We start from the raw sequence: 23,130 nt of genomic DNA, 5'->3' as shown, positions 1-23,130 counted from the left end.
CACGCACTCGCCGCGGCTCGCCGATTACAGCTTGACTCCACCGGCTTCGGGCGCATCCGACGAACCGGCCGGAATATCGCCCACGCCCACGTCATCGCGCATATCGAACTGGTCGCGGCCCCAATAGGGCTCCCTGCCGTAGTACTGGTGAACAGACGTGGCCCATGTCTCATCCGCCATCGACGGCCAGTGATCCTTGTCGAAACCCGGAGCGCTTTTCACGCGTTCCGCCGTCATGTCCAGCACGAAGCACTTCTGCTCGGTGTCCAGCGTGAGCGCGCGCCATGGAATAGCGAGCAGCTTGTCGCCGATGCCGAGGAAGCCGCCGCTCGACAGCACCGCGTACGCAACGCGGCCCGAGCGCACATCCAGCATGATGTCTTTGATCTTGCCGATGTCCTCGCCGTCGCTGCTGAGCACTCTGTTGCCGTCCAGTGTATCGGCCGCCATCACATCCGGGCCCGGGCCTTCTGCCGTCGCGCTGCCTTTACCGACGATACGTGCGCCTTGCGTGCCTTGCGTCTGACTTTGCATGACCATGATGTGCCTCCTTTGCAGGTTAGGGTGACGATCACTGCAGCAACGCGCGTTCCTCGCCCGGCGTTACGGTCGCTTTACGCAGGTCGGGACAAACGCCTTCACGTGCGCGGAAAGTGCTCGCGCATGGCGCTGCGGCGATACACGGATATGCATCGCACCATGGCGGCGGCGTCCGCGAGCATGCAGCCTCTGTCCGGGTAAATGATGCGCGCGCCGTTGCAGTTCCTGCTTGCTATGAGCGGCGTTAACTCGCGGCCGTCTTCTCGGCGCGCGGGGCGGAACGGGCGCCCGCGCTCGCAGCACGCCGGGCAGTTCGCGCGCCGGCTTTTGCGCTTGGTTTGACGCTATCTTTGGCAGCGGCTTTCGCCGCCTTGTTCGCTTCGTTGCGAATGGTGCGCGACTTCTTCAGCAACGTCGTAATGGAGCCGTTGATGCTCTCGGCGGTGTCGGTTTCGCGCAGCTTGCGGCCTTTTGCTCCCGCCTGACGCGCGAGTCTGGCGGCGCGCTTCTCGGCATGCGCGAGCAATGCAGCAAAAGCGACCTCGTCGACTTTCAGACCCCGGCGCGACTGACCCGGCGGCAAGGTTTGCAACTGGTCGCTTTCGAATGCGCTAATCACTGCAGGATGGATGTAGCAACGCCGGCAAACGGCCGGCGTGTTGCGCAGCAAGCCCGCGACTTCTTTGACGGTCGCCACGATATGACGCCGCGCTTCGGCGGCGCTGCCGCACACGAGGCGCCGCAGCGCTGCAAGCGCGTAGACGCTGCCGGCCCATGTCCGATAGTCCTTCGCGGTGAAGTCCGCGCCGCTCGCGCGGCGCAGATAATCGTTGATGTCGGCTGAACCGACGGTACGGCGTGTGCCGTCGTCGTCGAGATACTGGAACAGGTCGTGACCCGGCAGATCCGCGCAGCGCCGCACGATGCGCTTCACGCGCTGGTCGTCCACCGTCACGTCGTGTTCAATGCCGCTTTTGCCGCGAAACTTGAAGCGCAATTGTCCGGCTTCCACCTTCACGTGTTTTTTACGCAGTGTCGTCAGTCCATATGACTGATTTTCGCGTGCGTATTCGACGCTGCCGATACGAACCAGCGTGGTATCGAGCAGCCGCACGACCGCTGCGATCACTTTGTCGCACGGCATGCCAGGCAGTTCGAGGTCGCGGGCGACGCGCGCGCGGATTCGCGGTAGTGCGCGCCCGAACTCGGCCATGCGTTCGTATTTGTCGGCGTCGCGCGTTTCGCGCCAACGCGGGTGATAACGGTATTGCTTGCGCCCGCGCACGTCGCGGCCAGTCGCCTGAATATGTCCGCGCGGGTCTGGACAGATCCATACGTCTTCGTACGCGGGCGGAATCGCGAGCGAGTTGATGCGCTGAATCTCCGCTTCGTCTTCAATGCGCTTTCCTTGCACGTCGAAATACGCGAAGCCGTCTTTCTCGCGCTTGCGCGTGTAGCCCGGCTTGCTGTCGTCGGCATGGCGCAAGCCGGGCGGCATGGCGGCTGTCGCGGACTGCTTCACGCTTTCGTCGGCCGATGCATGACCGTTTTGCGCCGTGCTCGTTGTGCTTGTGGTTGTGCTGTTTGCCATGGCTATCTTTGCAGGTAGAACTTTCAAGCGTGAAGCGCGTTGCGCCAGTGATGGCCCGGAGCAAAGCCGGTGCCCGGCACTGCCGGCGCGGGCGAGCGGGCGGAACAGTCCTTGCGGAGAACGTCATACGTATCAACCGATAAAGGAGAGCGCCATGAGCAGCACGCTGAACCCCGATGAAGAGCCGCAACAGGTCGTCAAACAAACGTCAGGCACGACGGGCGCGTTGGGACCGAGCGATTCATCCGATAGCGGCAGCGACGTCGCGGGCGCGAAGCGCCATGAGTTCGACGTCGATACGGAACTCGACAACCACGCGCTCGAACTGGGCGAGTCGGAAATGGGCAGCGACACCGACCGGGCGGGCACAGGCGAGCGCGCAGCCGCGGACGGCGATTCGACGCTAGACCCGGATAGCGACATCGAACCTGATCGCATTCTGACGCCACCGACAGCCGACGAAGACGACGACGGTCTCGACGACGACCCGAGCGGCCTGTAACCGCGTTGCGCCTCTCCGCTTGACGCAAGCATCCCGAGCCTCCGAGGCCCGTCGCAGCGGGCGTCGAGGCCGGAGCGATCACGCGGTAGGCGGGTCGGGGAACAGCAGGCACAAGCCTTGCTGCCGCATCGTTAATCAATGATGAAAGGGGTTTGGCGCATCACGTGCGCGGCCCCGGCATTTGAACAAAGGAGAGAAAGATGGCAAACAGTCTCGACGGTCTGAAGGTAGCGATCCTGGCGGTAGACGGTTTCGAACAGGCTGAACTGGTCGACCCGAAACGCGCGCTCGCCGAGGCCGGAGCGACCGTGCACGTGATCTCAGCGAAGCCCGGCAAGATCCAGGGCTTCAAGCACGTTGATAAAGCCGACACGGTCGAGGTCGATTCGACTTTCGACAAAGCGATCGCGGACGACTATGACGCAGTCGTGTTGCCTGGCGGCGTGGTGAACGGTGACGCGATTCGCGTGTTGCCGCAGGCGCAGGCATTCGTGAAAGCGGCTGACAACGCGAAGAAGCCGATCGCGGTGATTTGCCACGGCACGTGGCTGCCCGTGTCGGCCGGAATCATCAAGGGGCGCACGGTGACGAGCTGGCCGAGCCTGCAGGACGATATCCGCAACGCGGGCGGCACGTGGGTCGATCAGGAAGTGGTCGAAGACAGCAATCTGATTTCGAGCCGCAAGCCGGACGACATTCCCGCCTTCAACAAAGCGTTGATCGGGCAACTGTCGAAACGCAAGGCTGCATGAGCGGCGCAGGTGGGCGATGAGACGCGCCGGTGACTCCGTGAACAAGGGAGAAAACGCATGAAACTACGGTATTCCCTACAAGCGATGACTGTCGCGCTTGCTCTTGGCACGGCGCCGGCCTGCGTCGTGTATGCGCAGGCAAGCGACGCTCCCGCGAGCGACGCGCCCGTCGGCGGCACGAAGCTCTCGGCCGCCGACCAGCAGTTTATCCAGGATGCTTCACGGTCCGACGCCACCGAAATCGCGGCAAGCAAGATCGCGTTGAAGAATTCCAGCGATCCGCGCGTGAAGAAATTTGCACAGCAGATGATCGCCGAACATACGAAGCTCTCGCGCAGCATGGGTGCGCTCGCAGCGAAGAAGGGGCTTGCCACCACGCCGTCGGCAGACTCCGCGCTCGTTGGCAAGCTGCAAACGCTCAAGGGCCAGAAGTTCGACGAGGCGTATGTCGAGCAGGTCGGCCTCGAGGCGCATCAGCGGGCAGTCGATCTCTTCCAGCAGGAGAGCCAGAGCGGCACCGACTCGCAACTGAAGGCTGCGGCCGCGCGCGCGCTGCCGGTCATCAAGCATCATCTGGAGATGGCGCAGCAGCTCGCCGGCGCAATGAAGGGCGCGTCATCATGAACGCGATCCTGCCGCGGCCTGCCTATGAGGATTCCCTTATGCAGATCACTTTTTCCGACGACAAACCGACCTTCGACGGCGCCAACCTGATGGTTCGCTTCATGGCGCGCGTGGACGGTGAACCGGTTGTCTGCGCCATCACGGTCGAGGCGCTGGAAGATCACTTCGGCGCCGGTTCGCCGCTCGAAAGCGAGTTGATGGAAGCCTTCGACAAGGGCCGCAACCGGATCCGTTCGGTGTGCGCCGAGGCGCTCGACCAGAACGACGGGGAGGGCGTAGTCTTGCATAGCGGATTGTTCAGAGTGGAAGGCATGGAGCCCGACCGCGGCACGGCGGTGTAGCGCTGCCGCTTCTTCTGATCGCGCACTGCGAGTAGTCGCGGGCGTCGTCCGTCAAAACGCAATCACGATGCAAGGAGGCCTCATGTCACTCATCGTTGCAGCACGCTTCACGACTTTCCCAGCCGCGGAAGAAGCGGCGCAAAAACTTTTCAATGCAGGCTTCGTCGAGGAAGACGTCACGCTGTTCTTCGTCAATCCGCGTGGCCAGCATGCGCGTTTTCCGATTGGCGGCGACACCCACACCGATGCGGGTGCGAAAGGCGCGCCGAAGGGCGCGGGCCTCGGCGTGACGATCGGCGCGGTGGTGGGCGCTATTATTGGCGTCGGCATCTTCGCGGCGTTCTCTGCGCCGCTGCTCGTTTCGGCGATCGCTGCGGGCGTCGGCGCCTATATCGGCTCGCTGGCCGGGGCGATGTGGCGCACGCGCGATAGTAGCGAAGCCGGGCATCGCACGCCGTTCCACGAAGAGGCGCGCGATTCGGGCGTGCTGGTCGCGGTGCACGTGTCGCCTGACAATCAGTTCGACGCCGCCCGTTTGCTGCGGGAAGCAGGCGGCGTGTCGATCGAACGCGCGACGGGTCGTTGGCAACAAGGCCGTTGGGCCGACTTCGATCCGCTGAAGAAGCCCGTTCCGCTCAACGAGTACAACGAAAAGCGCGCCTGATGTAGCGGTGCCAGCGGCGACAGCGGCGGACGGCAGTAAGCGAGAAGGCGATCGGAAAGGGCCCGACAGACGTCGGGCCCTTTTCTTTGGTGGTCCCGAAAACGCAAGGCGCGCTGATCGTCGCGAAAGTTATACCCAGATACGCGCGGCGCCACGTTGCGGCGAGGGGGCGTGGTCAGCAGGGCGTTGGTCGCGCGTGGGCTCGCATGAGGCCGGCATGACGCCTTTGCGAGAACCTTCGCAGGTCGAAGGCACGGCTTGCGCGCCAGCGCTCGTACTCGCCGCAGCGCTATCGTGCGGCTGCATATGCTCGCGGATCTGCAACACGCTGGCCGACGAGACGATGGCGACGGCGACCAGCCATTCTGCGCTGCGAATCTTCATGATGTTCTCCCTGTCATTGTTGCCTGCCCATTCTTTTCAATTCGTCGATACGTCATGCAGCTTTTCAACTTGTGCGTTGCATGGCATTACTCGGGCGAAGCAATAAAAGCAACGGGTGTGCCACCGGCGAAAGCCGCGCTCAGAGAGGCTTTCACGCCGCTCAAGACAGTTCGCGCCGCGCAACAATTACCCACCTCTGCAACAAAGACGGCCGCGCAGACAGAGTGCGCGGGCGCAATGCATCCTGTGAACTTTCGGGCACGCGCCATGCGTATCAAACAGTGAACCCCGTTGCCTTGCGCAGGCGTTGGCAAAGCAGGCGGCACGCGAACCGCGATACATGCGGGCGTGCCGGCAACGGATTCCGCGATTAACGAAACCCTGGAGGTATTGAATGACTACGAATGTTGTCTCCGTTCTGAACGATCTCATCGAAACATCGAAGGATGGTGAAAAGGGCTTTCGCAAGGCGGCCGAAGATGCGCGTGACACACAGTTGAAGACGATGTTTCTCACGCGCGCCGAAGATTGCGCGCGCGGCGCACGCGAGCTGCAGGATGTGGTTCAGCGCCTGGGCGGTAAGCCGGAAACGGGCGGCAGTGTGAGCGGTGCGCTGCACCGGGGATGGGTCGACGTGAAGTCGGCGGTGACGGACCGCAGCGACCATCAGATTCTCGTCGAGGTGGAAAAGGGCGAGGACGTCGCCAAGAAGAACTATCACGACGCGCTGGAAAAAGAACTGCCCGCCGACGTGCGCGCGATTGTCGAGCGTCAGTATCAAGGCGTGCTGCAGAATCACGACCGCGTTCGCGATCTGCGCGATCAATACGCGGCAAAGAGCTAATCGGGTAGCCGGCCGTCAGGCCGGCCTCTAAAGCAGAAAGGCCGTCCGCACAATGTGCGGACGGCCTTTTTTCTCGGGAGCTTCTCGGGGCCCTGCGCCCGGCGCAGAACGCCGGGCGCCTCGAGATTATTCTGCGGCGATTTTCAGGCGGTTCTTCACGCTGCTCACGCCCTTCACGCCTTCCACGACGTCCTGGGCGGCGGTCTTGTCTTCAGCCGAAGGCACCGTACCCGTGAGCCACACCACGCCCTTGCGGGTCTTCACATGGATATGCGTGGACTTCACGTTCTTCGCGCCGAGCAGTTCGGCCTTGACCTTCGTGGTGATCGTGCCGTCGTCGACGTGCTGGCCGATGGTTTCTGACGAAGCCGACGGAGCCGAGGCGCTCGTTTGTGCGGTGGCGTTCAGTGCGAAAGCAACGCACGCGATGCTGCCGGCAGTCTTCAGGAATTGGATGGTCTTCATGGTTTTCTCCTTCGGGTGTTGATGAAATTGCGGTCTTGTTGCCTGCGGTCGATCGCGGCCGAAGCCGCCGATGACTCGCGTGGGGTCGTTGCCGCTACGGTTCCGTCAGGGCCCGTTATCGACACCGGGCGGGTCTTCACAGTCGTTGCGCGTTCGCGCCGGATGCGAAGAGAGCCGTCCGTCCACATGCTCGTTACCGCAAAGTGTGTGCCCGCGCCTCGTGACTGAGGACCAGAGAAGCGGCGAAGCCCGCGCCAGCAGGCGCTTTTCCACTGATGAATAGTGATCGCGCATCGTGATCGTGCGCGCGCCGACTCGTGTGGAGCGGATGCGGAATTTGCCGGGTCGCTTGTAAAAAAGGCCCCGCGCGGCGTTGCAATTCGCGGGCCTGGAAACATAAACACCAAATAAAACAGTGCGTTGCAAAAGCTGGTACGCGTGTTGCTCTAGTGAGGTCACTCCTTTACTTCAGCTTTCAACGGGACCTGAACACGATGCCTTCAATTGAACTTCGCACAAGGCAGTCTCTTGCACTTACGCCGCGTTTGCAGCAGTCGGTGCGTCTGTTGCAGCTATCGTCTCTGGAGTTCCAGCAGGAATTGCGAACTGCGCTCGATACGAACCCGTTCCTCGAATATGACTCGTCGGATACGGAGGACGTTGCGCTTGCAACCGCCACGTCCGGCGAAGAGCAAGGCGCGCTGCCGGCAACCGATGCAGTCGCGGCCGCCGAGCCCGACTCGCTGCCCGCTGAAGCCGCTAGCAACGAGAGCCTCGACAGCGGCGGCCCCGACGACATGCCCGGCGACTTTTCGGGCGATTACAGCAGCCGCAGTTCGGCACGCCAGAATGGCGACTCCGACGGCAGCGATCCGGCCGAATGGGCACGCTCGCAACCCACGTTGCGCGAGCAACTGCACGACGCACTGCGTCTTTATCGTCTGGATGACCGCGATCGCGCGGTTGCGCGCTTCATCATCGAGGCGCTCGACGACGACGGTTATCTGCGCCAGGACTTGGCGGATCTCGCCGACAGCGTCGATCTCGAACCCGAATTGACAGAGGAAGAACTGCTGGTCGCGCTGCGCCTCGTGCAGTCGCTCGACCGGCCTGGGCTTGGCGCGCGTTCGCTGTCCGAGTGTCTGCTGCTGCAGGTCAATGCGTTGCCCGCGGACACGCCGGGCCGCGATGTCGCGCGGCAGATTGTCGAACATCATCTGGAGCGGCTCGCGCGTCGCGAACAGGCAGAACTGCAAAAACAGATTGGCTGTACTGCGGAAGAGCTGCGTGTGGCCTGCGCACTCGTGCGCAAGCTCGATCCGAAGCCGGGCAACTGCTACGGCCGTACCGAAGACAACTACGTCGTGCCCGATGTAATCGTGCGCCAGGTGCGCAACAAGTGGGTGGTGACGATCAATCCGGCCGTGCAGCCGCGCGCACGCATTCACCGCATGTATGCCGAGCTGTTTGCGCAATCGGCGGGGGCTAGCCGTTCGCCGCTCGCCCAGCAGCTTCAGGAAGCGCGCTGGTTGATCCGAAATGCGCAGCAGCGCTTCGACACGATTCAACGCGTCGCCGAATGCATCGTCGCGCATCAGAAGGCGTTTTTCCAGTACGGTGAAATCGCGCTCAAGCCGATGGTGTTGCGCGATGTCGCCGACGAACTCGGCCTGCACGAATCGACGATCTCGCGCGCGACCGGCAACAAATATATGGCCACGCCGCGCGGCATTTTCGAGTTCAAGCACTTCTTCCCGCGCGAGCTTGGCACCGAAAGCGGCGGTACCTGTTCCGCCGCCGCAGTGCGGGCGCTGCTGAAAGAAATGATCGCTGCCGAAAACACCCGCGACCCGCTCTCCGATGTGACGCTGGCAAAGATGCTTGCGGATCAGGGCGTGCTCGTCGCGCGCCGCACGGTTGCCAAGTACCGGCATCTGATGAAGGTGCCGCCGGCGGAGTTGCGCCGCCAGGTCTGAATTTGCCCAGCCCCTGCAAGCGGGGCTTTGATACGAAGCGCCACGCGAGGCTGTCCGCTCGCGTGGCGCTTTTTCGTATCTGGACGTTTTGCGCACGCCCCATTACATTGGCGGGTCAATCAGAAACGGGTGAGCGAGATGAAGTATTCGAGTCGGGTCGAGGGATTGCAAGGCAGACGTACGTCGGCGTGGGAGATTCATCGCGTGGCGCAGCAGGCCGCGGCGAATGGCAATGACGTCATCGTCCTGAGCGTGGGAGACCCTGACTTCGCTACGCCCGCACCGATTGTCGAGCGTGCCATCGACGCGTTGCGTGGCGGCGATACGCATTACAGCGCGGTGTCCGGGCGCGATCCGCTGCGTGCGGCGATTGCCGAAGAGCAGGCGCGCATGACCGGTTCCACGGTCAGCGCGGCGAATGTGATCCTCACGGCGGGCGCGCAAAACGGCGTGTTTGCCACGTCGCTTTGTCTGCTCGAAGCAGGCGACGAGGTGATCGTGCCCGAGCCGATGTACCTCACCTACGAAGCTTGCGTGCGCGCCGCAGGTGCGACGCTCGTGCCGGTGCCGGTCGATCCTGCGCGTGCATTTCACCTGGATTGCAACGCGCTCGAACGAGCCGTGACACCGCGCACCAAGGCGATTTTCTTCGCGACGCCGTGCAATCCAACAGGTGTCGTGATGCCGCGCGCGGACCTCGAACGCATTGCGCGGCTCGCGTGCGAGCACGACCTGTGGGTGCTGTCCGACGAGGTCTACGCCGATCTCACTTTCGAGCGCGAACATGTGAGCATCATGTCGCTGCCCGGCATGGCGGAGCGCACGGTCACACTCGGCAGCCTGTCCAAATCGCATGCAATGGCGGGGTGGCGCGTAGGCTGGGCGATCGGACCCACGCAACTGATCGAACATATGGGACGCCTCGCGCTTGCCATGCTGTATGGCTTGCCGGGCTTCATCCAGCAGGCCGCATTGACCGCGTTACAGGAGAAGTCGCGCATCGTCGCGCAGATGCGCGATATCTACAGGCGCCGTCGCGACGTCGTGTTCGAGCGTTTAAGCCGGGTCCCGCCATTGCGCTGCCTGCTGCCCGAAGCGGGCATGTTCATGATGGTCGACGTGAGCGGCACGGGCCTCGATACCGTCGATTTCACATGGCAGCTGTTTCGCGCGCAAGGCGTGTCAGTGCTCGACGCGAGTGCGTTTGGCGAGACCGCGAACGGTTTCGTCCGGCTGGGCTTTGTCGTCGACGAAGCGCGGCTTGCCGAAGCGTGCGAGCGGATTGCGGCGTTTGTCGCGGCGTTGCCGTTGCAATCGAACCCGTGAATACGCGCTCGCAGCGAAAATCGCGCAGGGCGCCCAACGGTATAATTCATTCGCTCCCGTTTAGCTCTGTCGCGTCGCATACTGCCGCTAACGAATCATCCTGAACAACCGGCTGTGCCAGCCGTAGCCTATGCACTTTCGCCCGATCCAGTCTTTCACGCGCAAACGGCTCTCCGACGTCGTCGCAGATCAGATCAAGCAATTGATCTCCGACGGTACGCTGATGCCGGGCGACCGGCTGCCCGCTGAGCGCGATCTGGCGACGCAACTGGCGGTGTCGCGGCCTTCGTTGCGCGAAGCGCTGATCAGGCTGGAATCGGATGGCTATATCGCCACGTCCGGGCGGGGCGGCTTTACGGTGGTCGATCTGACGGCGCCGATTATTTCGAAGCCGCTCGCCGAACTGCTTTTGCAAAATCCGCGCACAAGTGCCGACATTCTCGAATTGCGCCAGGGGCTCGAATCGATTTCGACCGTATATGCCGCGGAGCGCGCGACCGCCGCCGATCTTCGCAAGATCAAGACTGCGTTCGATGCACTGAAGGCGGCTTCGCAGTCGCAAGATCGCGTCAATCTGGCGGAGCTGGATGCCGCTTTTCACCTCGCGATTGCCGACTCTACGCACAACATCGCGCTTGCCCATGTCATGCATGGCATCCACACGCTGATTCGCGAAGGCATGCGTCAATACCATCGGCTGATCGATTACGACGAGGCGATGGAAAAGCAGTTGATGAGTCAGCATCAGGCCATCTACGACGCCGTCGTCGCACGCGACGCCCAAAAGGCACGCAAGGCGGCCGAACGGCACCTGGCCTTCGTGCGCGAGATCTATCAGGAAGACGCCGCGAAGCTTTAGGCGTCGCATTTCGCGTGGCCATCTAACGATTGACACGCTCGGGCGACTTCCTTATATTTTGGTCAGACCAACAATACCAGTCTGACTGGCGACGATCTTACGCGTCCCGAGTCCGCGTGCCCCATTCCCTGTAATGAGCTTATGAAAGTCGCCCTCTTTATCCCTTGCTTTATCGACGCGTTTTATCCCGAGGTCGGCATTGCCACGCTCGAACTGCTCGAACGCTTCGGCATCCAGGTCGATTACCCGCAGGAGCAGACCTGCTGTGGCCAGCCCATGGGAAACAGCGGCGCGCATGCAGAAGCGGCTGGCGCGGAGCGGGTGTTCGCGCGCAACTTCGCGGGCTACGACTACATCGTCGGACCATCGGCGAGCTGCATTCACCACGTGCGCGAGCATCTCACCGCGATCGATCAGACGGACGAAGTCAAAAAGGTGCGGGCGAGCGCTTATGAACTCGTCGAGTTTCTGCACGACGTGGTGGGCGCGCGTGAATTTCCGTGGGCCGAGTTTCCGTATCGCGTCGGGCTGCACAATAGTTGCAGCGCGTTGCGGCATCTGAAAGAGGCGTCGATCTCGGAAGTGGCGGGCCAGCCGTTTTCCAAGCCGCGCGCGTTGCTTGAAGGCGTGAAGGGTATCGAGTTCGTCAAGCCGTCTCGCCCCGACGAATGTTGCGGTTTCGGCGGCACGTTCTCGGTGACGGAAGAGCCGGTGTCTGTCCGCATGGGGCAGGACAAGGTCCGCGATCATCTGAATGCGGGTGCACAATACATTGTGTCGGGCGACATGTCGTGCCTGATGCATCAGCAAGGCTGTGCGGAACGCATGAAGGCGGACGCACGCTTCATTCATATTGCACAAGTGTTGAACGGGGCGCGCGCATGAGCCGGATCGACCACGCGAAGGCAGCAGGCGAGTTCATCAAAAAGACGGAACATGTGGCGTTTCACGACAAGCGCCTGTGGGATTTGCGCGAGAAACGCGACGCCCAGGCGCACGGCATTGCCGAGTGGGAGACGCTGCGCGAACTGGCGTCCGGTATCAAGGAACACGCGCTGTCGCATTTGTCGGAGTACCTCGAACAGTTCGCGGCCTCGGCCGAGGCGAACGGTGTCGTGGTCCACTGGGCAGCGACGGCCGAAGAGCACAACGCGCTCGTACACAAGATCATGTCCGAGCGCGGCATGACCACGCTCGTCAAAAGCAAGTCGATGCTCACCGACGAATGCAAGATGCGCGAGTATCTCGAACCGCGCGGCATTACGGTAATGGAAACGGATCTGGGTGAACGCATCCAGCAACTCGATCATCAGGACCCGAGCCACATGGTGGTGCCGGCGGTGCACAAGCTGCGCGCCGATGTCGCGGAACTGTTTGGCCGAACCATCGGCACTGATCCGCACAATAGCGACATTCACTACCTCTCGGAAAGTCAGCGCATGAATACGCGGCCGTATTTCGTACGCGAGAAAACGGCCGGCATGACCGGCTGCAATTTCGCGGTCGCGGAAACGGGCACGGTTGTGGTTTGCACGAACGAAGGCAACGCCGATCTTTCGGCAAACGTGCCGCCGCTGCATATCGCATCGATCGGTATCGAGAAGCTGATTCCAAAGGTCTCGGATCTCGGTGTGTTTATTCGCATGCTCTCGCGCAGTGCGCTTGGTTCGCCGATCACGCAATACACCTCGCATTTCCGTGCGCCGCGTCCGGGCACGGAGATGCATTTCATCCTCGTCGATCATGGCCGCTCGGAACGGCTCGCGATGGACGACTTCTGGTACTCGCTCAAATGCATCCGCTGCGGAGCCTGCATGAACACGTGTCCCGTGTATCGGCGCAGCGGCGGGCTGTCGTATGGCGGTACGTACTCGGGGCCGATCGGCGCGATCATCAACCCAACCTTCGACCTGAAACGTTATAGCGCGCTGCCGTTCGCGTCCACGCTCAACGGCAGTTGCACGAACGTGTGTCCGGTGAAGATCAATATCCACGAGCAGATCTATAAATGGCGCACGGTGATTGCCGAGCGCCACGAAGTGCCGTTCGTGAAGCAGGAAGTATTGAAGATGGCAGGGCGGCTGCTCGCGAGCCCGACGCTGTATCGGGCAACCGTAGCTTCAATGAGCGGCGCATTGCGGCGGCTACCGAACTTCGTACTCTATAACCCGCTGAATATCTGGGGCAGACAACGCGAATTGCCCGAGGCGCCGAAGCAGACCTTCCATGCGTGGTACAAGCAAAATCGCGGAGGTGGCGATGGCAACGCGTGAGGCCTTCATCGCGAAAGTGCGGCAGGCGCAGCCGGCGGCGCGCCCGCGCCCCGACGTGCCGTTGTTTAGCGCGGTCGGCGGCGATCTGCGCGCGCGCTTCACGTCGGCATTGCAAACGATGGGCGGGACCTGCGTCGAAGCGGATGCCGCGTCGGAGGTTGCGAGTCTGATCCGCGAGCGATTTGGCGCAACTGTGTCGATCGCTTCAGCCACTGCCGAAGTGTCCGGCACGCGCCTGCTCACGGCCGACACCGAGCCTTCGTCGTTGCAGGATATCGACGTCGGCGTGGTGCGTGCGCGTTTCGGTGTGGCGGAGACCGGCTCGGTGTGGTTCAGCGAGCGCGAGTACGTGGTCAATGCGTTGGGCTATATCGTGCAGCATCTCGTGGTTCTGCTCGATCCGGCGCAACTGGTCGACGGCTTGCAGGACGTTTATCGCCGCGACGACTTTCGCGACGCACGTTACGCGGCACTCGTCACGGGACCGTCCGCGACCGCGGACATAGAAGGCGTTCTGATTCGCGGCGCGCAGGGCGTGCGGTCGCTGACGGTGGTGTGGCTGGCCGCTGAGTAGGCGCGGCGGTGGAGTTTGCTATCATTACTGTATAAACGTACAGGTCATGCAAACTCCGTGGCAACCGATGCTCCGCCGGATTCCCTCGCCGGCGTTCCTTACTATCTGCTGAATTTCGAGCGTGCGCTCGCCTGGCTCGCGCAACGCTACGACGATCTGCTCGATGCGAGCGAGCGCGCTTTTCTCGGCACATTCGCGCGCTTGCCGCAGGCGTCGCGCGCATTGCTGGTCCGAATGCTCATGCGCAAAGGCGCATTGTTTCGTGCAAGTCGTCTTGCCTACGACGAAATCGGCTGCCCGTTGCAAGCCGCTGCGCCCGTCTCGGCGCTCGGCTGGCTAAATCCCGCGCCGCACCTGACACTCGACGATCTGTTCGCCCTCACCACGCGCGCCGAATTACTGGACATCTTCGCCGAGGCGCTTTCATTGATTCCGGGCGCCCGGAGTCTTCGCAAGCCCGATCTGCTGGAAGCATTACGTCCGTTCTATCCCGAGCGGGACGAGTTGGACGGGCATGACACCGATAGCTGCATCGCGCGCCGGTTGTCCGCATGGCACCCCCAAACGACCGATTGCGTGTTTCGCGTGGACATTGCGCCGCTGTGCGACCGTCTGCGTCTGATGTTCTTTGGCAATCTGCAGCAGGACTGGTCCGAATTCGTGCTCGCCGATCTCGGCGTATTCCGCTACGAAAAAGTGGCTTTCGGGCCTGCGTCGCGAGCGTTTCAGCAGCGCGCAGATGTCGATGTTTACCTTGCGTTGCAAGCATGTCGTGACGAACTGGACTCGATAGCAACGTCCGGCGCGCTGATCGGCCTGGAAGTAGAAAACGCTGCGCTCAATGACCTCGTGGCTCGGGTGCAAAGCGTGGAAACGTGCAACTCGTGGCTCGAATTGCGACGCGCCAAGCTGCTCTTTCGCATCGGCCAGCATTGCGAGCGTCGACAGATGTGGCCCACCGCGCTCGCCGTATACGAGGTTTGCGCGTGGCCCGGCGCGCGACATCGGCGTGTACGCGTGCTTGAACGAGCCGAGCGTTTCGAAGCTGCGCTTTCGCTAGCGTTGAGCGCTGCAGCATCGCCCGAAAGCGAGGAAGAGGCACAGCGCATCGCGCGCATGCTCCCGCGCCTGCGTCGCAAGCTTGGTGGGCCGGCGGTGCGCGCGGCCGCTGCGCGAGCGGCCGAACGCAGTACGTTGCTATTGCCCAGACCCCAAGCGCCGCAGTCCGTTGAATACGTGGTGCGCGATCATCTGACATGCGAGTCGGCGCCGGTGCATTACGTCGAAAATGCATTGATCAACTCGCTGTTCGGACTGCTTTGCTGGGAACCGATATTCGTGGCGCTGCCCGGTGCGTTTTTTCATCCGTTCCAACGCGGCCCCGCTGATCTTCACGCGCCGGACTTTTATGCGCGTCGAGCCGAACAGTTCGCTGCGTGCCTTGCTCAACTCGATAGTGGCGCGTATCGCGAGACGATTGCCCGGCATCTGCACGGCAAAGCAGGCGTGCAATCGCCGTTCGTGTTCTGGGGAATGCTTACGCCGGAGCTTGTCACGACGGCGCTCGACTGCTTGCCCGCCGCGCATCTGAAATTGTGGTTCGAGCGTTTGCTGCTCGATATTCGCGGCAATCGCTCGGGTTTGCCCGATCTGATCCGCTTCTGGCCCGCCGAGCGGCGCTATGAATTGATCGAAGTGAAAGGGCCCGGCGACCGCTTGCAGGACAACCAGATTCGCTGGTTAGCTTACTGCGTGCAGCACGGCATGCCGGTACGAGTGGTCGACGTGCGTTGGGCTGACGAAGCGCTTGACCATGCGATCGCCGATCCATCCGTCGGCGCGCTGGCGCTCACCACGCTGATCGCGGAGCGCACCGCATGAGCTACGTCGTCGCCGTGCGAGCCATGTGCGAGTTCACTGCGCGACGCGGCGACCTCGATCTGCGATTCACGCCCGCGCCCACTTCGCTCGAAGGCATGGCGGGGCACATCACGGTCGCAGGCCGCCGCGCAAGCGGCTACGAAACCGAAATCACGCTGACCGGTACGCATCGCAATCTCACCGTGAGGGGTCGTGCGGACGGCTACGACCCGGTGGCGCACCGCCTGGAAGAAGTGAAGACGTATCGAGGCGATCTCGAGCGCATGCCTGACAATCATCGCACGCTGCATTGGGCGCAGGCGCTGGTGTACGGACATTTGCTGTGCCGCGCACGTGGATTCACGGAGTTGACGGTCGGGCTGGTTTACTTCGACATCGGCAGTCAGAAGGAAACGTTGCTCACGCAAACGCACACGGCGCGCGAACTGGAGATTTTTTTCGTCGAGCAATGCGAGCGGTTTCTGGACTGGTCGGTGCAGGAGGAGGCGCATCGTGTCGCGCGCGACACGGCGCTCAACGCGTTGCAGTTTCCGCATGCGCAGTTTCGCTGCGGGCAGCGCGAGCTGGCGGTGTCCGTCTACCGTGCGGCGCGCGACGGTAAGCCGCTGATGGCGCAGGCGCCAACCGGCATCGGTAAGACACTCGCCACGATCTTTCCGCTATTGAAGGCGTGCGCGACGGATCAGATCGATCGCGTGTTTTTTCTGACCGCGAAAACGCCTGGCCGTGCGCTCGCGCTCGACGCGATCGAAACGCTTCGCCGAAGCGCCGGGTCTTTACCGTTGAGAACGCTTGAACTGGTTGCGCGCGACAAAGCCTGTGAGCATCCCGACAAAGCCTGCAACGGCGAGTCGTGTCCGCTCGCGCGCGGCTTCTATGACCGGCTCGACGCGGCACGTAGCACGGCGCTCGCGGGCGAAAGGCTCGATCGCGCCGCGGTGCGCGAAGCGGCGCTCGCGTATGACGTCTGCCCGTATTATCTGGGCCAGGAACTCGCGCGTTGGGCCGACGTGGTGGTGGGCGACTACAACTACTACTACGACAGCAGCGCAATGCTCTACGCGCTCACGCAGATCAACCAGTGGCGCATTGGCGTGCTGGTGGACGAGGCGCATAATCTGCTCGACCGTGCGCGCCGCATGTACACGGCGTCGCTCGATCTGGCGGCGTTGCGGCTCGCGCGCAAGACGGCGCCGCCTGGGTTGCGCAAGCCGCTCGAACGGTTGCAGCGCGAATGGAATGCGGTCAAGCGGGCGCAAACTGCGTCGTATCAGGTCTATCCAGATGTGCCTGGCAAGCTGCTCTCGGCCGCGCAGAATCTGATTGGCGCGGTGACGGATCAGCTCGCGGACGCGCCGCTCTCAATCGACGAGACGTCGCTGCGTTTTTTCTTCGACGCGATGCATTTCGTCGCTCTCGCGGAGCAGTTCGGCGAGCATTCCATTTTCGATATCACGCTGACAACAGATCGCCACGCACCACGCGACAAGACCAGTTGCACGCTCTGCGTGCGCAATGTGATTCCTGCTCCGTTTCTCGCGCCGCGATATGCAGCGGCGCGCACGACCGTGATGTTTTCGGGCACGCTTAGTCCGCATCATTTCTACCGCGATACGTTGGGTCTTGCACAGGAGACGCAATGGCTCGACGTTGAAGGGCCGTTTCGCGCGGAGCAGTTACGGGTGCATGTCGCCGGCAACGTGTCGACGCGCTGGCGTGACCGCGAACGTTCGCTCGATCCCATCGTCGATCTGATCGCAAAGCAGTACATCGCGCAGCCCGGCAATTACCTGGGTTTCCTGAGCAGTTTCGATTACCTGCAGCAGGTGGTCGCGCTCATGCGCGAGCGTCATCCCGGATTGCCGGTCTGGGCGCAGGAACCGGGCATGGACGAAGCGGCCCGGGACGCGTTTCTCGCGCGGTTTCGAAGCGCGAACCAGGGCATCGGATTTGCGGTGCTCGGCGGCGCGTTTTCGGAAGGTGTCGACCTGGTCGGGCAACAGTTGATCGGCGCTTTTATCGCAACGTTGGGCCTGCCGCAAATGAACGAGGTCAACGAACAGATGCGGCGCACGATGGACGCGCGTTTTGGCAATGGCTACGAATACATGTACCTGTACCCCGGTTTGCAAAAGGTGGTGCAGGCGGCGGGGCGCGTGATCCGCACCGAGCTCGACGAAGGCGTCGTGCATCTGATCGACGACCGGTACAGGCGGCCCGAGGTGCGCCGCCTGTTGCCTCGGTGGTGGCAGGTCCGGTAATTCAATCGACGCGCGAAGCCCGTACCTCATTCGTGCGGCGACGTTGCTCCCGGGTTTGACGGTGTGCCGGGTCCGCCCGCAGGCTTCGAGTCGACAGGGATCTGGTCTTCCACTGGCGCGTCACCCTTCGAAGCGCCGTCAGGCGATACACCCGCCGATGCGCCGTCGGCGGACGGGCTGCTCGAAGGCGCTTGCTCAGGCTCCTGTTTTGGAGGCTCGCCCGCTTCGACGCGGGGCGCGACGCTGTCCGGGTCCCACGTCAGCAGATTGCGCTGCGGGTTCGCGATCTCGATGCCGCGCTCGCGGAACTGGTCGAGAATGCGCCGGTTGAATTCGCGCTGCACACCCCAGCGCGCCGAATCGCGGCACTGCATCTGTCCGGCCAGCGTAACGGCCGAGCCGTCCACGGCGTCCACGCCCCAGAAGCTGAAGTCGGACAGAATGCCGTCCTTGAACTTCTCTTCTTCGCGCAGCGCGGCCCCGATTTCCTTGAGCGTGTCGATCGCGAGATCCACGTCCTGGCCGAATACGATATTCACGCGAACCGCCGCATTGCCGATGCCGCGATTCGTGTTGTTCACTGTCGATACCGAACTGAACGGCACGGTGAAAAGCGAACCGTCGCTGCCGCGCAGCCGCACTGTGCGGATCGACAGATATTCGACGGTGCCGGATACGCCCGCGAGCGTCACCCAGTCGCCGACTTGCATCGCGTTTTCCATCAGCAGGAAGATGCCCGTGATGAAATCCTGCACGAGTTTTTGCGAGCCGAAGCCGAGCGCCACGCCGAAGATACTCGCGCCTGCAAGTAGCGGCCCGATGTTCACGCCCAGTTCGCTCAGGCCCGTGAGCACGACCACCAGTGCGATCACGCAGAAAAGCCCGGTGCGCAGCATGGGCAGCAGCGTGCGCAGACGCGCGGCGCGCACGAGGTCGCCGCTCGTCGTCCAGCGATCCAGCCGCTGCTCGACCGACACATTTACGCTTTCCCAGACGATGAGTGCGATCACCGCCGCGACGCCGATCGTCACGATGGCCGACGCAAGGCGGTGGCCGACACTGCCGTCGCGGAACAACTCGCCCACATCGACGCCCCACACCTGGAGCAACGCGAGCGCGGTGACGATGCCGATGATCCACGAGACCACTCGCCGCAGCAGCGGGTAATAGCGGAACGCATGCTGATGCACGAGCGACTTGCCGGCGGCGTCTTCGTGTCCGTTGAAGAGCCGCGCGAGGCCGCCGAAGATGACGATGGCGAGCACCCGAGCGCCCACCAGCACGGCGAGCGACATGCCGCCGAGATGCAGCAGCGCGTGATAACCATTCTGCACGTCGAGCGCCCAGATGAACCACAACGCCATTACGACGAAGACCGAGAGCCACGCCCATGCATCGGCGAGTGCATTGCCGACCATTTCAAGCGACTTGCGCGCGGCCATGCGCTGGCGAATGAGTTCGCCGACCGGTTTCGCGCATTGCAGGATCAGGATCGAGATCATCACGTGGCCGGCGAGCGCCACGACCTTCATCAACGCGAGATGCGCCGCCTCGCTCAGGCCGAGCGAGTGCGCGATTTCCGCAATCGCGGAGCCCACGCCGACGACGCTGACAATGCGAATCACCCAGCGATGTACGAACGCAGCCCATGCATCGCTCATGCGCAGCAGACGCAGACGCGGTGCCGTGGGCTGCAGGAAAAAGCCGCTGATGATCACGATCACGCGGCACAGCACGTAGATATCGACGAGCGAATCGAGGGCGCGGTCTTGCGGCGTGCCGTCGTCGGTGAAGATCGACATGAGCGCGCTCGCCGCGCCGACGAATACCGCGAGCGGCAGCAGACGCAAAACCGTGATCAATAGCGCGCGCGGCAGGCGCTGCAGCAGCGTCCAGTGATGCGTGGCGTTCTGCTTGCCCTTGGCTTCAGTGACTCTGCCGTTCGCGGCCGTCGTTGACGGCGCAGGCGTGACGGCAGGCTGCCCGGTTGCCGGTGACGTTGCCGCGCTTGCCGCAGGTTCTGTCTTCGCCTCCGCTCTAGCCTGCGCTTCGGCTCGTATCTCGGCGACCGGCGGGGCGGGCAGAGGCGGCGCGGCGTTCGCAGCGTCGGCGGGCTGCGGTTCGACGTCTACCGGCAAGTCGGTGCGCGGTGCGTCTGCGGCGTCGCCACGTTCGCGGCGCGCGGCGAGCGCGAGATACGCGCGACGCAACAGGCGGCGCGCGAGCCATTCGAGCACGAGCGCGGGCAGCAGTGCGGCCAGCAGCGACCACGCAACGTGCGCGAGAATCGAGCGCGCCTGCGGATTTGTCGACTGCCAGTTCCACCACGCGCGCACCGAAGCGACGTCGAGGAGCGCCGTAATCGAGTTGCGCAGCGACGCGCCCAGATTGACGGCCCAGTGCGCGCCCTGACGAGCCAGTTGGGACGCGAGTCCGTTGGATTTGAACGCGTTCGGCACGAGAGCGGCGGCGCCGCTTGCCGCAGCCGGCGCCGAGGCGGCCGGCGCGGCGGAGGCCGGTGTGCTCAGCGCGCCGGCGGCAGCAATGGCCTGCAAGGTATCGGCCACCTGCGCGCGGCGCTTGGGATCGTTGAGGACTGAGAGCGCTTGGCGTGCCTGTTCAGGGGTCAGGGTGACAGTAGCGCCCGAGGCGGGCGTGGCAGCCGTCACCGCCGCGAAAACGGCCGGGGCGCCAAGAAGGAGGAAAACGAGGAAGCAGGCGTGTAGTAATTTGCGCATAGGGTGTAAGACGGGCTGCGGGTGCCGATGGCGTGCGAAACATCGGTCGGTCTGGCGGTTTGATCGACGCCTTAACCGACACGGCTTTTGTCGCACAAGTTCCTTTGACTGCGGCCGCGTTGTAAAGGAAGACCGCGCTGGCGGGCGTGAGCCGGCCTAAGGCAATTGGCGAAAGCAAATTGCTTGCCTGAGCTTGCCTGACTCTACGCGAAGGGGATCATAACAAGGCGTGCCGCGGTGCCGCGCGGCACCGACGAGTAGGAGCGTGACTGCCCGGGCGGGCAGGGAGGTCGATGCGGGCATGCTGCTGCCAGTGGCAGACTTGCCGCAGCCGATCGCCGGAGGGCTGCGGCCCGCCCAGAAACCCCGCTTGAACTAGGCAGAAGCCGCCGACATAGGAATAGGCATGCGAGGCTCGCGTTCGCCGTCTGCGTCCCCGTCGAGGTCCGCGTTCGACGTGCGCCCGCCTGACGGCTCCGCATGCAGCCGATCCGCGTGCATCAGCCGGTATAGCGTGGCGCGGGAAATGCCGAGCTCTGCCGCCGCCTCCGACAACTTGTAGCCGTGCCGCTGCAGCGCATGTTCGATCGCGTCTTTTTCGGCTTTGCTGCGAATCTCTGCGAGCGTGACGGCCGGCCCATTGTCCGTTTCGGGCAAGCCCAGGTCGCTCGCGTTGATGAAGCGCCCCTCGCTCATCACGACGGCGCGGCGCACGCAGTTGATCAGTTCGCGCACGTTGCCGGGCCACGCATAGTTCGACATCGCGACGATCGCGTCGCTAGACAATCCGCGCAGCTTGCGCGCGCCGTCCTGCTTGTACATGCTCAGCGCATAGCTCGCGAGCAGCTTGATGTCGCCGCCGCGCTCGCGCAACGGCGGCTCGACGAGGCGCAGCACGCACAGCCGGTGATACAGGTCGGACCGGAAACGGCCTTCTTCGACCGCCTTGTCGAGGTCGACGTGCGTTGCCGAGATGACCCGCACATTCACGTGGATCGGCCCATTGCCGCCGAGCCGCTCGATCGTGCCTTCCTGCAGAAAGCGCAGCAACACGGCCTGGCATTCGTGCGGCATGTCGCCGATTTCATCGAGAAAGAGCGTGCCTTCGTGCGCGCTCTCGATTCGTCCGATCTTGCGTTGAAGCGCGCCGGTAAAGGCGCCGCGCTCGTGGCCGAACAGTTCCGCTTGCAACAGGGTTGGCGGAATCGCCGCGCAATTGATGGCGACGAACGGTCGGCCGGCGCGCGGCGAGCGTTCGTGGATCGCGCGCGCGGTCAACTCCTTGCCCGTGCCGGACTCGCCGGCGACGAACACCGGCGCTTCTGTCGTGCCGCATTTGTCGATGCGCCGGTACAACTGCTGCATAGCCTCGCACTGGCCGACCATGCCGTGCCGTCCGAGCGACGGTTCCGGCGTTACATGCGCTTGTCGCAGCGCCGACAGCCCGTGCGCATGACCCAGCGCGAATACGAGCCGCTCATTGAGCCACGGCCGGGTGACGAAGTCGAAGCAGTAATCGAGGATGAAACGGCTGATCAGTTCGTCGTCCGCCTGGCCCGGCGCGATTTGAGCGACCCAGTTCGTTTCTGGCCGGCGCATGCACGAGGCTAGGGCGGACAGTTGCTGCGACGTGCAGTCTTCCGGCAGTTCAATGAGGCCGACCTTGATATTGTCGCGCTCGATCATGCGTTCCGCGCTCGCGGTGGTTTTTGCGTGTACGGCGTGCCATGCGGATGCGGCGAGGAAGTCGGCGAGTTTCTTATCGGGCGAGTTCGACACGTAAAGAACGGTGCGTTCGGTGTCCGCGGATGCGAAAGTCATATTCATTACCCCCGATTCGGTGCTGCTTTCAAGACTGCTGTTCGACGTTGTCAAGGATCGCAAGCCTGACCGGGCCTGCGGAATAACTGAGCCAGCAGCCTGGTTGCAACCCCGGGCACGAAGCTCTGAGCCGTCGCGGGCGCTACTGCGCTACTGGGGGCGACGGCCGATCGACTGTAAGGTCATAGCGGGGCAAGCAGCGCAGCGTGAACTGCGAGGTGCCGCCTATTGGCGGCAGACAGGTGAACGTTTCGCGTTGCACCGGCCGGAGTATTTCATCCCCGAATCACTTGTACCGTTTCTTATCTCCTTGGCTTTTTTGTTCGCGCTCTAAACGGCGCGTGACTTAAACATAAGCGAAAGCGCTTTGGAATGCTATACAAACAAATCAGGAAGCCGGCAGTTTGCCCTCCTGACGGGCGTTTATTCGATTCCGGCTGATAGCGGCGCGATTGCGGCCGGACAGTTGCCCGGTTGCCGGCCTAATGCGCGCATAACCGGAAGCCGTTCGGACAGCACACGTCAAGCCCCGTTATGCGCGGTGGAGTACACAACGCGTGGACGAACCCTGAGCGAGCAGGTCCGTTACGCGATTTTCGATGTTTCAGGTATGCAACATAATCGACAGTGCGTTTTCCACGGCATCTGGATCGATTCTATCCGCTGCTATGTCGGCAGTTTCGTTCAGAACTTGAACGCAAACCGCGAAGGGGC

General features: G+C 63.0%; 20 protein-coding genes. 14 read left to right on the top strand and 6 right to left on the bottom strand.

Going from position 1 to position 23,130, the window contains the following annotated elements; translation table 11 throughout:
- Positions 1-24: 24 nt before the first annotated feature.
- Together J2W46_RS01410 and J2W46_RS01405 are read right to left on the bottom strand one after the other, a co-directional pair.
- Positions 25-540: a PRC-barrel domain-containing protein gene (locus J2W46_RS01410; protein ID WP_087754891.1), complete on the bottom strand. Its 516-nt coding sequence runs from the start codon at positions 538-540 to the stop codon at positions 25-27.
- 244 nt (positions 541-784) lie between these two features.
- Positions 785-2,131, bottom strand: a complete 1,347-nt coding sequence (locus tag J2W46_RS01405) for a DNA topoisomerase IB (RefSeq protein ID WP_310350668.1) — start codon at positions 2,129-2,131, stop codon at positions 785-787.
- A 154-nt stretch (positions 2,132-2,285) separates the two neighbouring features.
- Between J2W46_RS01405 and J2W46_RS01400 the strand changes: the two genes are divergently transcribed.
- The 5 genes from J2W46_RS01400 to J2W46_RS01380 all read left to right on the top strand — a co-directional run bounded on the left by J2W46_RS01400 (position 2,286) and on the right by J2W46_RS01380 (position 5,014).
- Positions 2,286-2,633 carry a chemotaxis protein gene (locus J2W46_RS01400; RefSeq protein WP_087754889.1) on the top strand — a complete coding sequence of 116 codons (348 nt, stop codon included), beginning with the start codon at positions 2,286-2,288 and terminating at the stop codon, positions 2,631-2,633.
- A 200-nt stretch (positions 2,634-2,833) separates the two neighbouring features.
- On the top strand, positions 2,834-3,385 hold the full coding sequence (locus J2W46_RS01395) for a type 1 glutamine amidotransferase domain-containing protein (RefSeq protein WP_020067948.1): 552 nt from the start codon (positions 2,834-2,836) through the stop codon (positions 3,383-3,385).
- A gap of 57 nt (positions 3,386-3,442) precedes the next feature.
- On the top strand, positions 3,443-4,009 hold the full coding sequence (locus J2W46_RS01390) for a DUF4142 domain-containing protein (protein ID WP_310350661.1): 567 nt from the start codon (positions 3,443-3,445) through the stop codon (positions 4,007-4,009).
- Positions 4,006-4,350, top strand: coding sequence for a DUF1488 family protein (locus tag J2W46_RS01385; protein ID WP_087754887.1), 345 nt, complete (start codon positions 4,006-4,008; stop codon positions 4,348-4,350). Before J2W46_RS01390 ends, J2W46_RS01385 begins: the two co-directional genes overlap by 4 nt.
- An 82-nt stretch (positions 4,351-4,432) precedes the next feature.
- On the top strand, positions 4,433-5,014 hold the full coding sequence (locus J2W46_RS01380) for a hypothetical protein (protein WP_310350658.1): 582 nt from the start codon (positions 4,433-4,435) through the stop codon (positions 5,012-5,014).
- Positions 5,015-5,143: 129 nt separating this feature from the next.
- Here J2W46_RS01380 and J2W46_RS01375 read toward each other — a convergent pair whose 3' ends face one another.
- Positions 5,144-5,398, bottom strand: a complete 255-nt coding sequence (locus J2W46_RS01375) for a hypothetical protein (protein ID WP_310350653.1) — start codon at positions 5,396-5,398, stop codon at positions 5,144-5,146.
- A gap of 394 nt (positions 5,399-5,792) precedes the next feature.
- On the opposite strand from J2W46_RS01375, the gene J2W46_RS01370 reads away from it, so the two are divergent.
- The gene (locus J2W46_RS01370) at positions 5,793-6,242 is read left to right on the top strand and encodes a ferritin-like domain-containing protein (RefSeq protein ID WP_020067942.1); all 450 of its coding nucleotides are present in this window, start codon (positions 5,793-5,795) and stop codon (positions 6,240-6,242) included.
- A 126-nt stretch (positions 6,243-6,368) separates the two neighbouring features.
- Here J2W46_RS01370 and J2W46_RS01365 read toward each other — a convergent pair whose 3' ends face one another.
- The gene (locus J2W46_RS01365) at positions 6,369-6,707 is read right to left on the bottom strand and encodes a BON domain-containing protein (protein WP_020067941.1); all 339 of its coding nucleotides are present in this window, start codon (positions 6,705-6,707) and stop codon (positions 6,369-6,371) included.
- Positions 6,708-7,201: 494 nt separating this feature from the next.
- Between J2W46_RS01365 and J2W46_RS01360 the strand changes: the two genes are divergently transcribed.
- The 8 genes from J2W46_RS01360 (at position 7,202) to J2W46_RS01325 (ending at position 17,857) form a co-directional block, all read left to right on the top strand.
- The gene (locus J2W46_RS01360) at positions 7,202-8,683 is read left to right on the top strand and encodes an RNA polymerase factor sigma-54 (RefSeq protein ID WP_310350650.1); all 1,482 of its coding nucleotides are present in this window, start codon (positions 7,202-7,204) and stop codon (positions 8,681-8,683) included.
- Positions 8,684-8,821: 138 nt separating this feature from the next.
- A complete protein-coding gene (locus J2W46_RS01355; RefSeq protein ID WP_310350647.1) occupies positions 8,822-10,009 on the top strand; it encodes a pyridoxal phosphate-dependent aminotransferase in 1,188 nt (395 codons plus the stop codon).
- 130 nt (positions 10,010-10,139) lie between these two features.
- Positions 10,140-10,868, top strand: coding sequence for a FadR/GntR family transcriptional regulator (locus J2W46_RS01350; protein WP_020067938.1), 729 nt, complete (start codon positions 10,140-10,142; stop codon positions 10,866-10,868).
- A 141-nt stretch (positions 10,869-11,009) separates the two neighbouring features.
- On the top strand, positions 11,010-11,753 hold the full coding sequence (locus J2W46_RS01345; RefSeq protein ID WP_087754881.1) for a (Fe-S)-binding protein: 744 nt from the start codon (positions 11,010-11,012) through the stop codon (positions 11,751-11,753).
- Entirely contained in the window at positions 11,750-13,141 is a 1,392-nt protein-coding gene (locus J2W46_RS01340; protein WP_310350643.1) for a lactate utilization protein B, read from the top strand. Before J2W46_RS01345 ends, J2W46_RS01340 begins: the two co-directional genes overlap by 4 nt.
- The gene (locus J2W46_RS01335) at positions 13,128-13,715 is read left to right on the top strand and encodes a LutC/YkgG family protein (RefSeq protein WP_020067935.1); all 588 of its coding nucleotides are present in this window, start codon (positions 13,128-13,130) and stop codon (positions 13,713-13,715) included. Before J2W46_RS01340 ends, J2W46_RS01335 begins: the two co-directional genes overlap by 14 nt.
- A 57-nt stretch (positions 13,716-13,772) precedes the next feature.
- Positions 13,773-15,596 (top strand): VRR-NUC domain-containing protein, encoded by a 1,824-nt coding sequence (locus tag J2W46_RS01330; protein ID WP_310350640.1) that lies wholly within the window; start codon positions 13,773-13,775, stop codon positions 15,594-15,596.
- Positions 15,593-17,857, top strand: a complete 2,265-nt coding sequence (locus J2W46_RS01325; RefSeq protein WP_310350637.1) for an ATP-dependent DNA helicase — start codon at positions 15,593-15,595, stop codon at positions 17,855-17,857. The genes J2W46_RS01330 and J2W46_RS01325 overlap by 4 nt, the downstream gene beginning before the upstream one ends.
- Positions 17,858-17,883: 26 nt before the next feature.
- Here the strand turns inward: J2W46_RS01325 and J2W46_RS01320 are convergent, their stop codons facing one another.
- Together J2W46_RS01320 and J2W46_RS01315 are read right to left on the bottom strand one after the other, a co-directional pair.
- Positions 17,884-20,595: a mechanosensitive ion channel family protein gene (locus J2W46_RS01320; protein WP_310350634.1), complete on the bottom strand. Its 2,712-nt coding sequence runs from the start codon at positions 20,593-20,595 to the stop codon at positions 17,884-17,886.
- Between the two features lie 375 nt (positions 20,596-20,970).
- A complete protein-coding gene (locus J2W46_RS01315; protein WP_310350632.1) occupies positions 20,971-22,422 on the bottom strand; it encodes a sigma-54 dependent transcriptional regulator in 1,452 nt (483 codons plus the stop codon).
- Positions 22,423-23,130: the final 708 nt, after the last annotated feature.

This window comes from Paraburkholderia strydomiana, assembly GCF_031456815.1.
Classification (GTDB): domain Bacteria; phylum Pseudomonadota; class Gammaproteobacteria; order Burkholderiales; family Burkholderiaceae; genus Paraburkholderia; species Paraburkholderia caledonica.
This window is presented reverse-complemented; position numbering and strand designations above follow the sequence as displayed.

What these genes read in the sequence shown, in the direction of transcription:
- J2W46_RS01410 (WP_087754891.1), bottom strand. Translation starts at nt 540, where the DNA reads ATGGTCATGCAAAGTCAGACGCAAGGCACGCAAGGCGCACGTATCGTC.
- J2W46_RS01405 (WP_310350668.1), bottom strand. Translation starts at nt 2,131, where the DNA reads ATGGCAAACAGCACAACCACAAGCACAACGAGCACGGCGCAAAACGGT.
- J2W46_RS01400 (WP_087754889.1), top strand. Translation starts at nt 2,286, where the DNA reads ATGAGCAGCACGCTGAACCCCGATGAAGAGCCGCAACAGGTCGTCAAA.
- J2W46_RS01395 (WP_020067948.1), top strand. Translation starts at nt 2,834, where the DNA reads ATGGCAAACAGTCTCGACGGTCTGAAGGTAGCGATCCTGGCGGTAGAC.
- J2W46_RS01390 (WP_310350661.1), top strand. Translation starts at nt 3,443, where the DNA reads ATGAAACTACGGTATTCCCTACAAGCGATGACTGTCGCGCTTGCTCTT.
- J2W46_RS01385 (WP_087754887.1), top strand. Translation starts at nt 4,006, where the DNA reads ATGAACGCGATCCTGCCGCGGCCTGCCTATGAGGATTCCCTTATGCAG.
- J2W46_RS01380 (WP_310350658.1), top strand. Translation starts at nt 4,433, where the DNA reads ATGTCACTCATCGTTGCAGCACGCTTCACGACTTTCCCAGCCGCGGAA.
- J2W46_RS01375 (WP_310350653.1), bottom strand. Translation starts at nt 5,398, where the DNA reads ATGAAGATTCGCAGCGCAGAATGGCTGGTCGCCGTCGCCATCGTCTCG.
- J2W46_RS01370 (WP_020067942.1), top strand. Translation starts at nt 5,793, where the DNA reads ATGACTACGAATGTTGTCTCCGTTCTGAACGATCTCATCGAAACATCG.
- J2W46_RS01365 (WP_020067941.1), bottom strand. Translation starts at nt 6,707, where the DNA reads ATGAAGACCATCCAATTCCTGAAGACTGCCGGCAGCATCGCGTGCGTT.
- J2W46_RS01360 (WP_310350650.1), top strand. Translation starts at nt 7,202, where the DNA reads ATGCCTTCAATTGAACTTCGCACAAGGCAGTCTCTTGCACTTACGCCG.
- J2W46_RS01355 (WP_310350647.1), top strand. Translation starts at nt 8,822, where the DNA reads ATGAAGTATTCGAGTCGGGTCGAGGGATTGCAAGGCAGACGTACGTCG.
- J2W46_RS01350 (WP_020067938.1), top strand. Translation starts at nt 10,140, where the DNA reads ATGCACTTTCGCCCGATCCAGTCTTTCACGCGCAAACGGCTCTCCGAC.
- J2W46_RS01345 (WP_087754881.1), top strand. Translation starts at nt 11,010, where the DNA reads ATGAAAGTCGCCCTCTTTATCCCTTGCTTTATCGACGCGTTTTATCCC.
- J2W46_RS01340 (WP_310350643.1), top strand. Translation starts at nt 11,750, where the DNA reads ATGAGCCGGATCGACCACGCGAAGGCAGCAGGCGAGTTCATCAAAAAG.
- J2W46_RS01335 (WP_020067935.1), top strand. Translation starts at nt 13,128, where the DNA reads ATGGCAACGCGTGAGGCCTTCATCGCGAAAGTGCGGCAGGCGCAGCCG.
- J2W46_RS01325 (WP_310350637.1), top strand. Translation starts at nt 15,593, where the DNA reads ATGAGCTACGTCGTCGCCGTGCGAGCCATGTGCGAGTTCACTGCGCGA.
- J2W46_RS01320 (WP_310350634.1), bottom strand. Translation starts at nt 20,595, where the DNA reads ATGCGCAAATTACTACACGCCTGCTTCCTCGTTTTCCTCCTTCTTGGC.
- J2W46_RS01315 (WP_310350632.1), bottom strand. Translation starts at nt 22,422, where the DNA reads ATGAATATGACTTTCGCATCCGCGGACACCGAACGCACCGTTCTTTAC.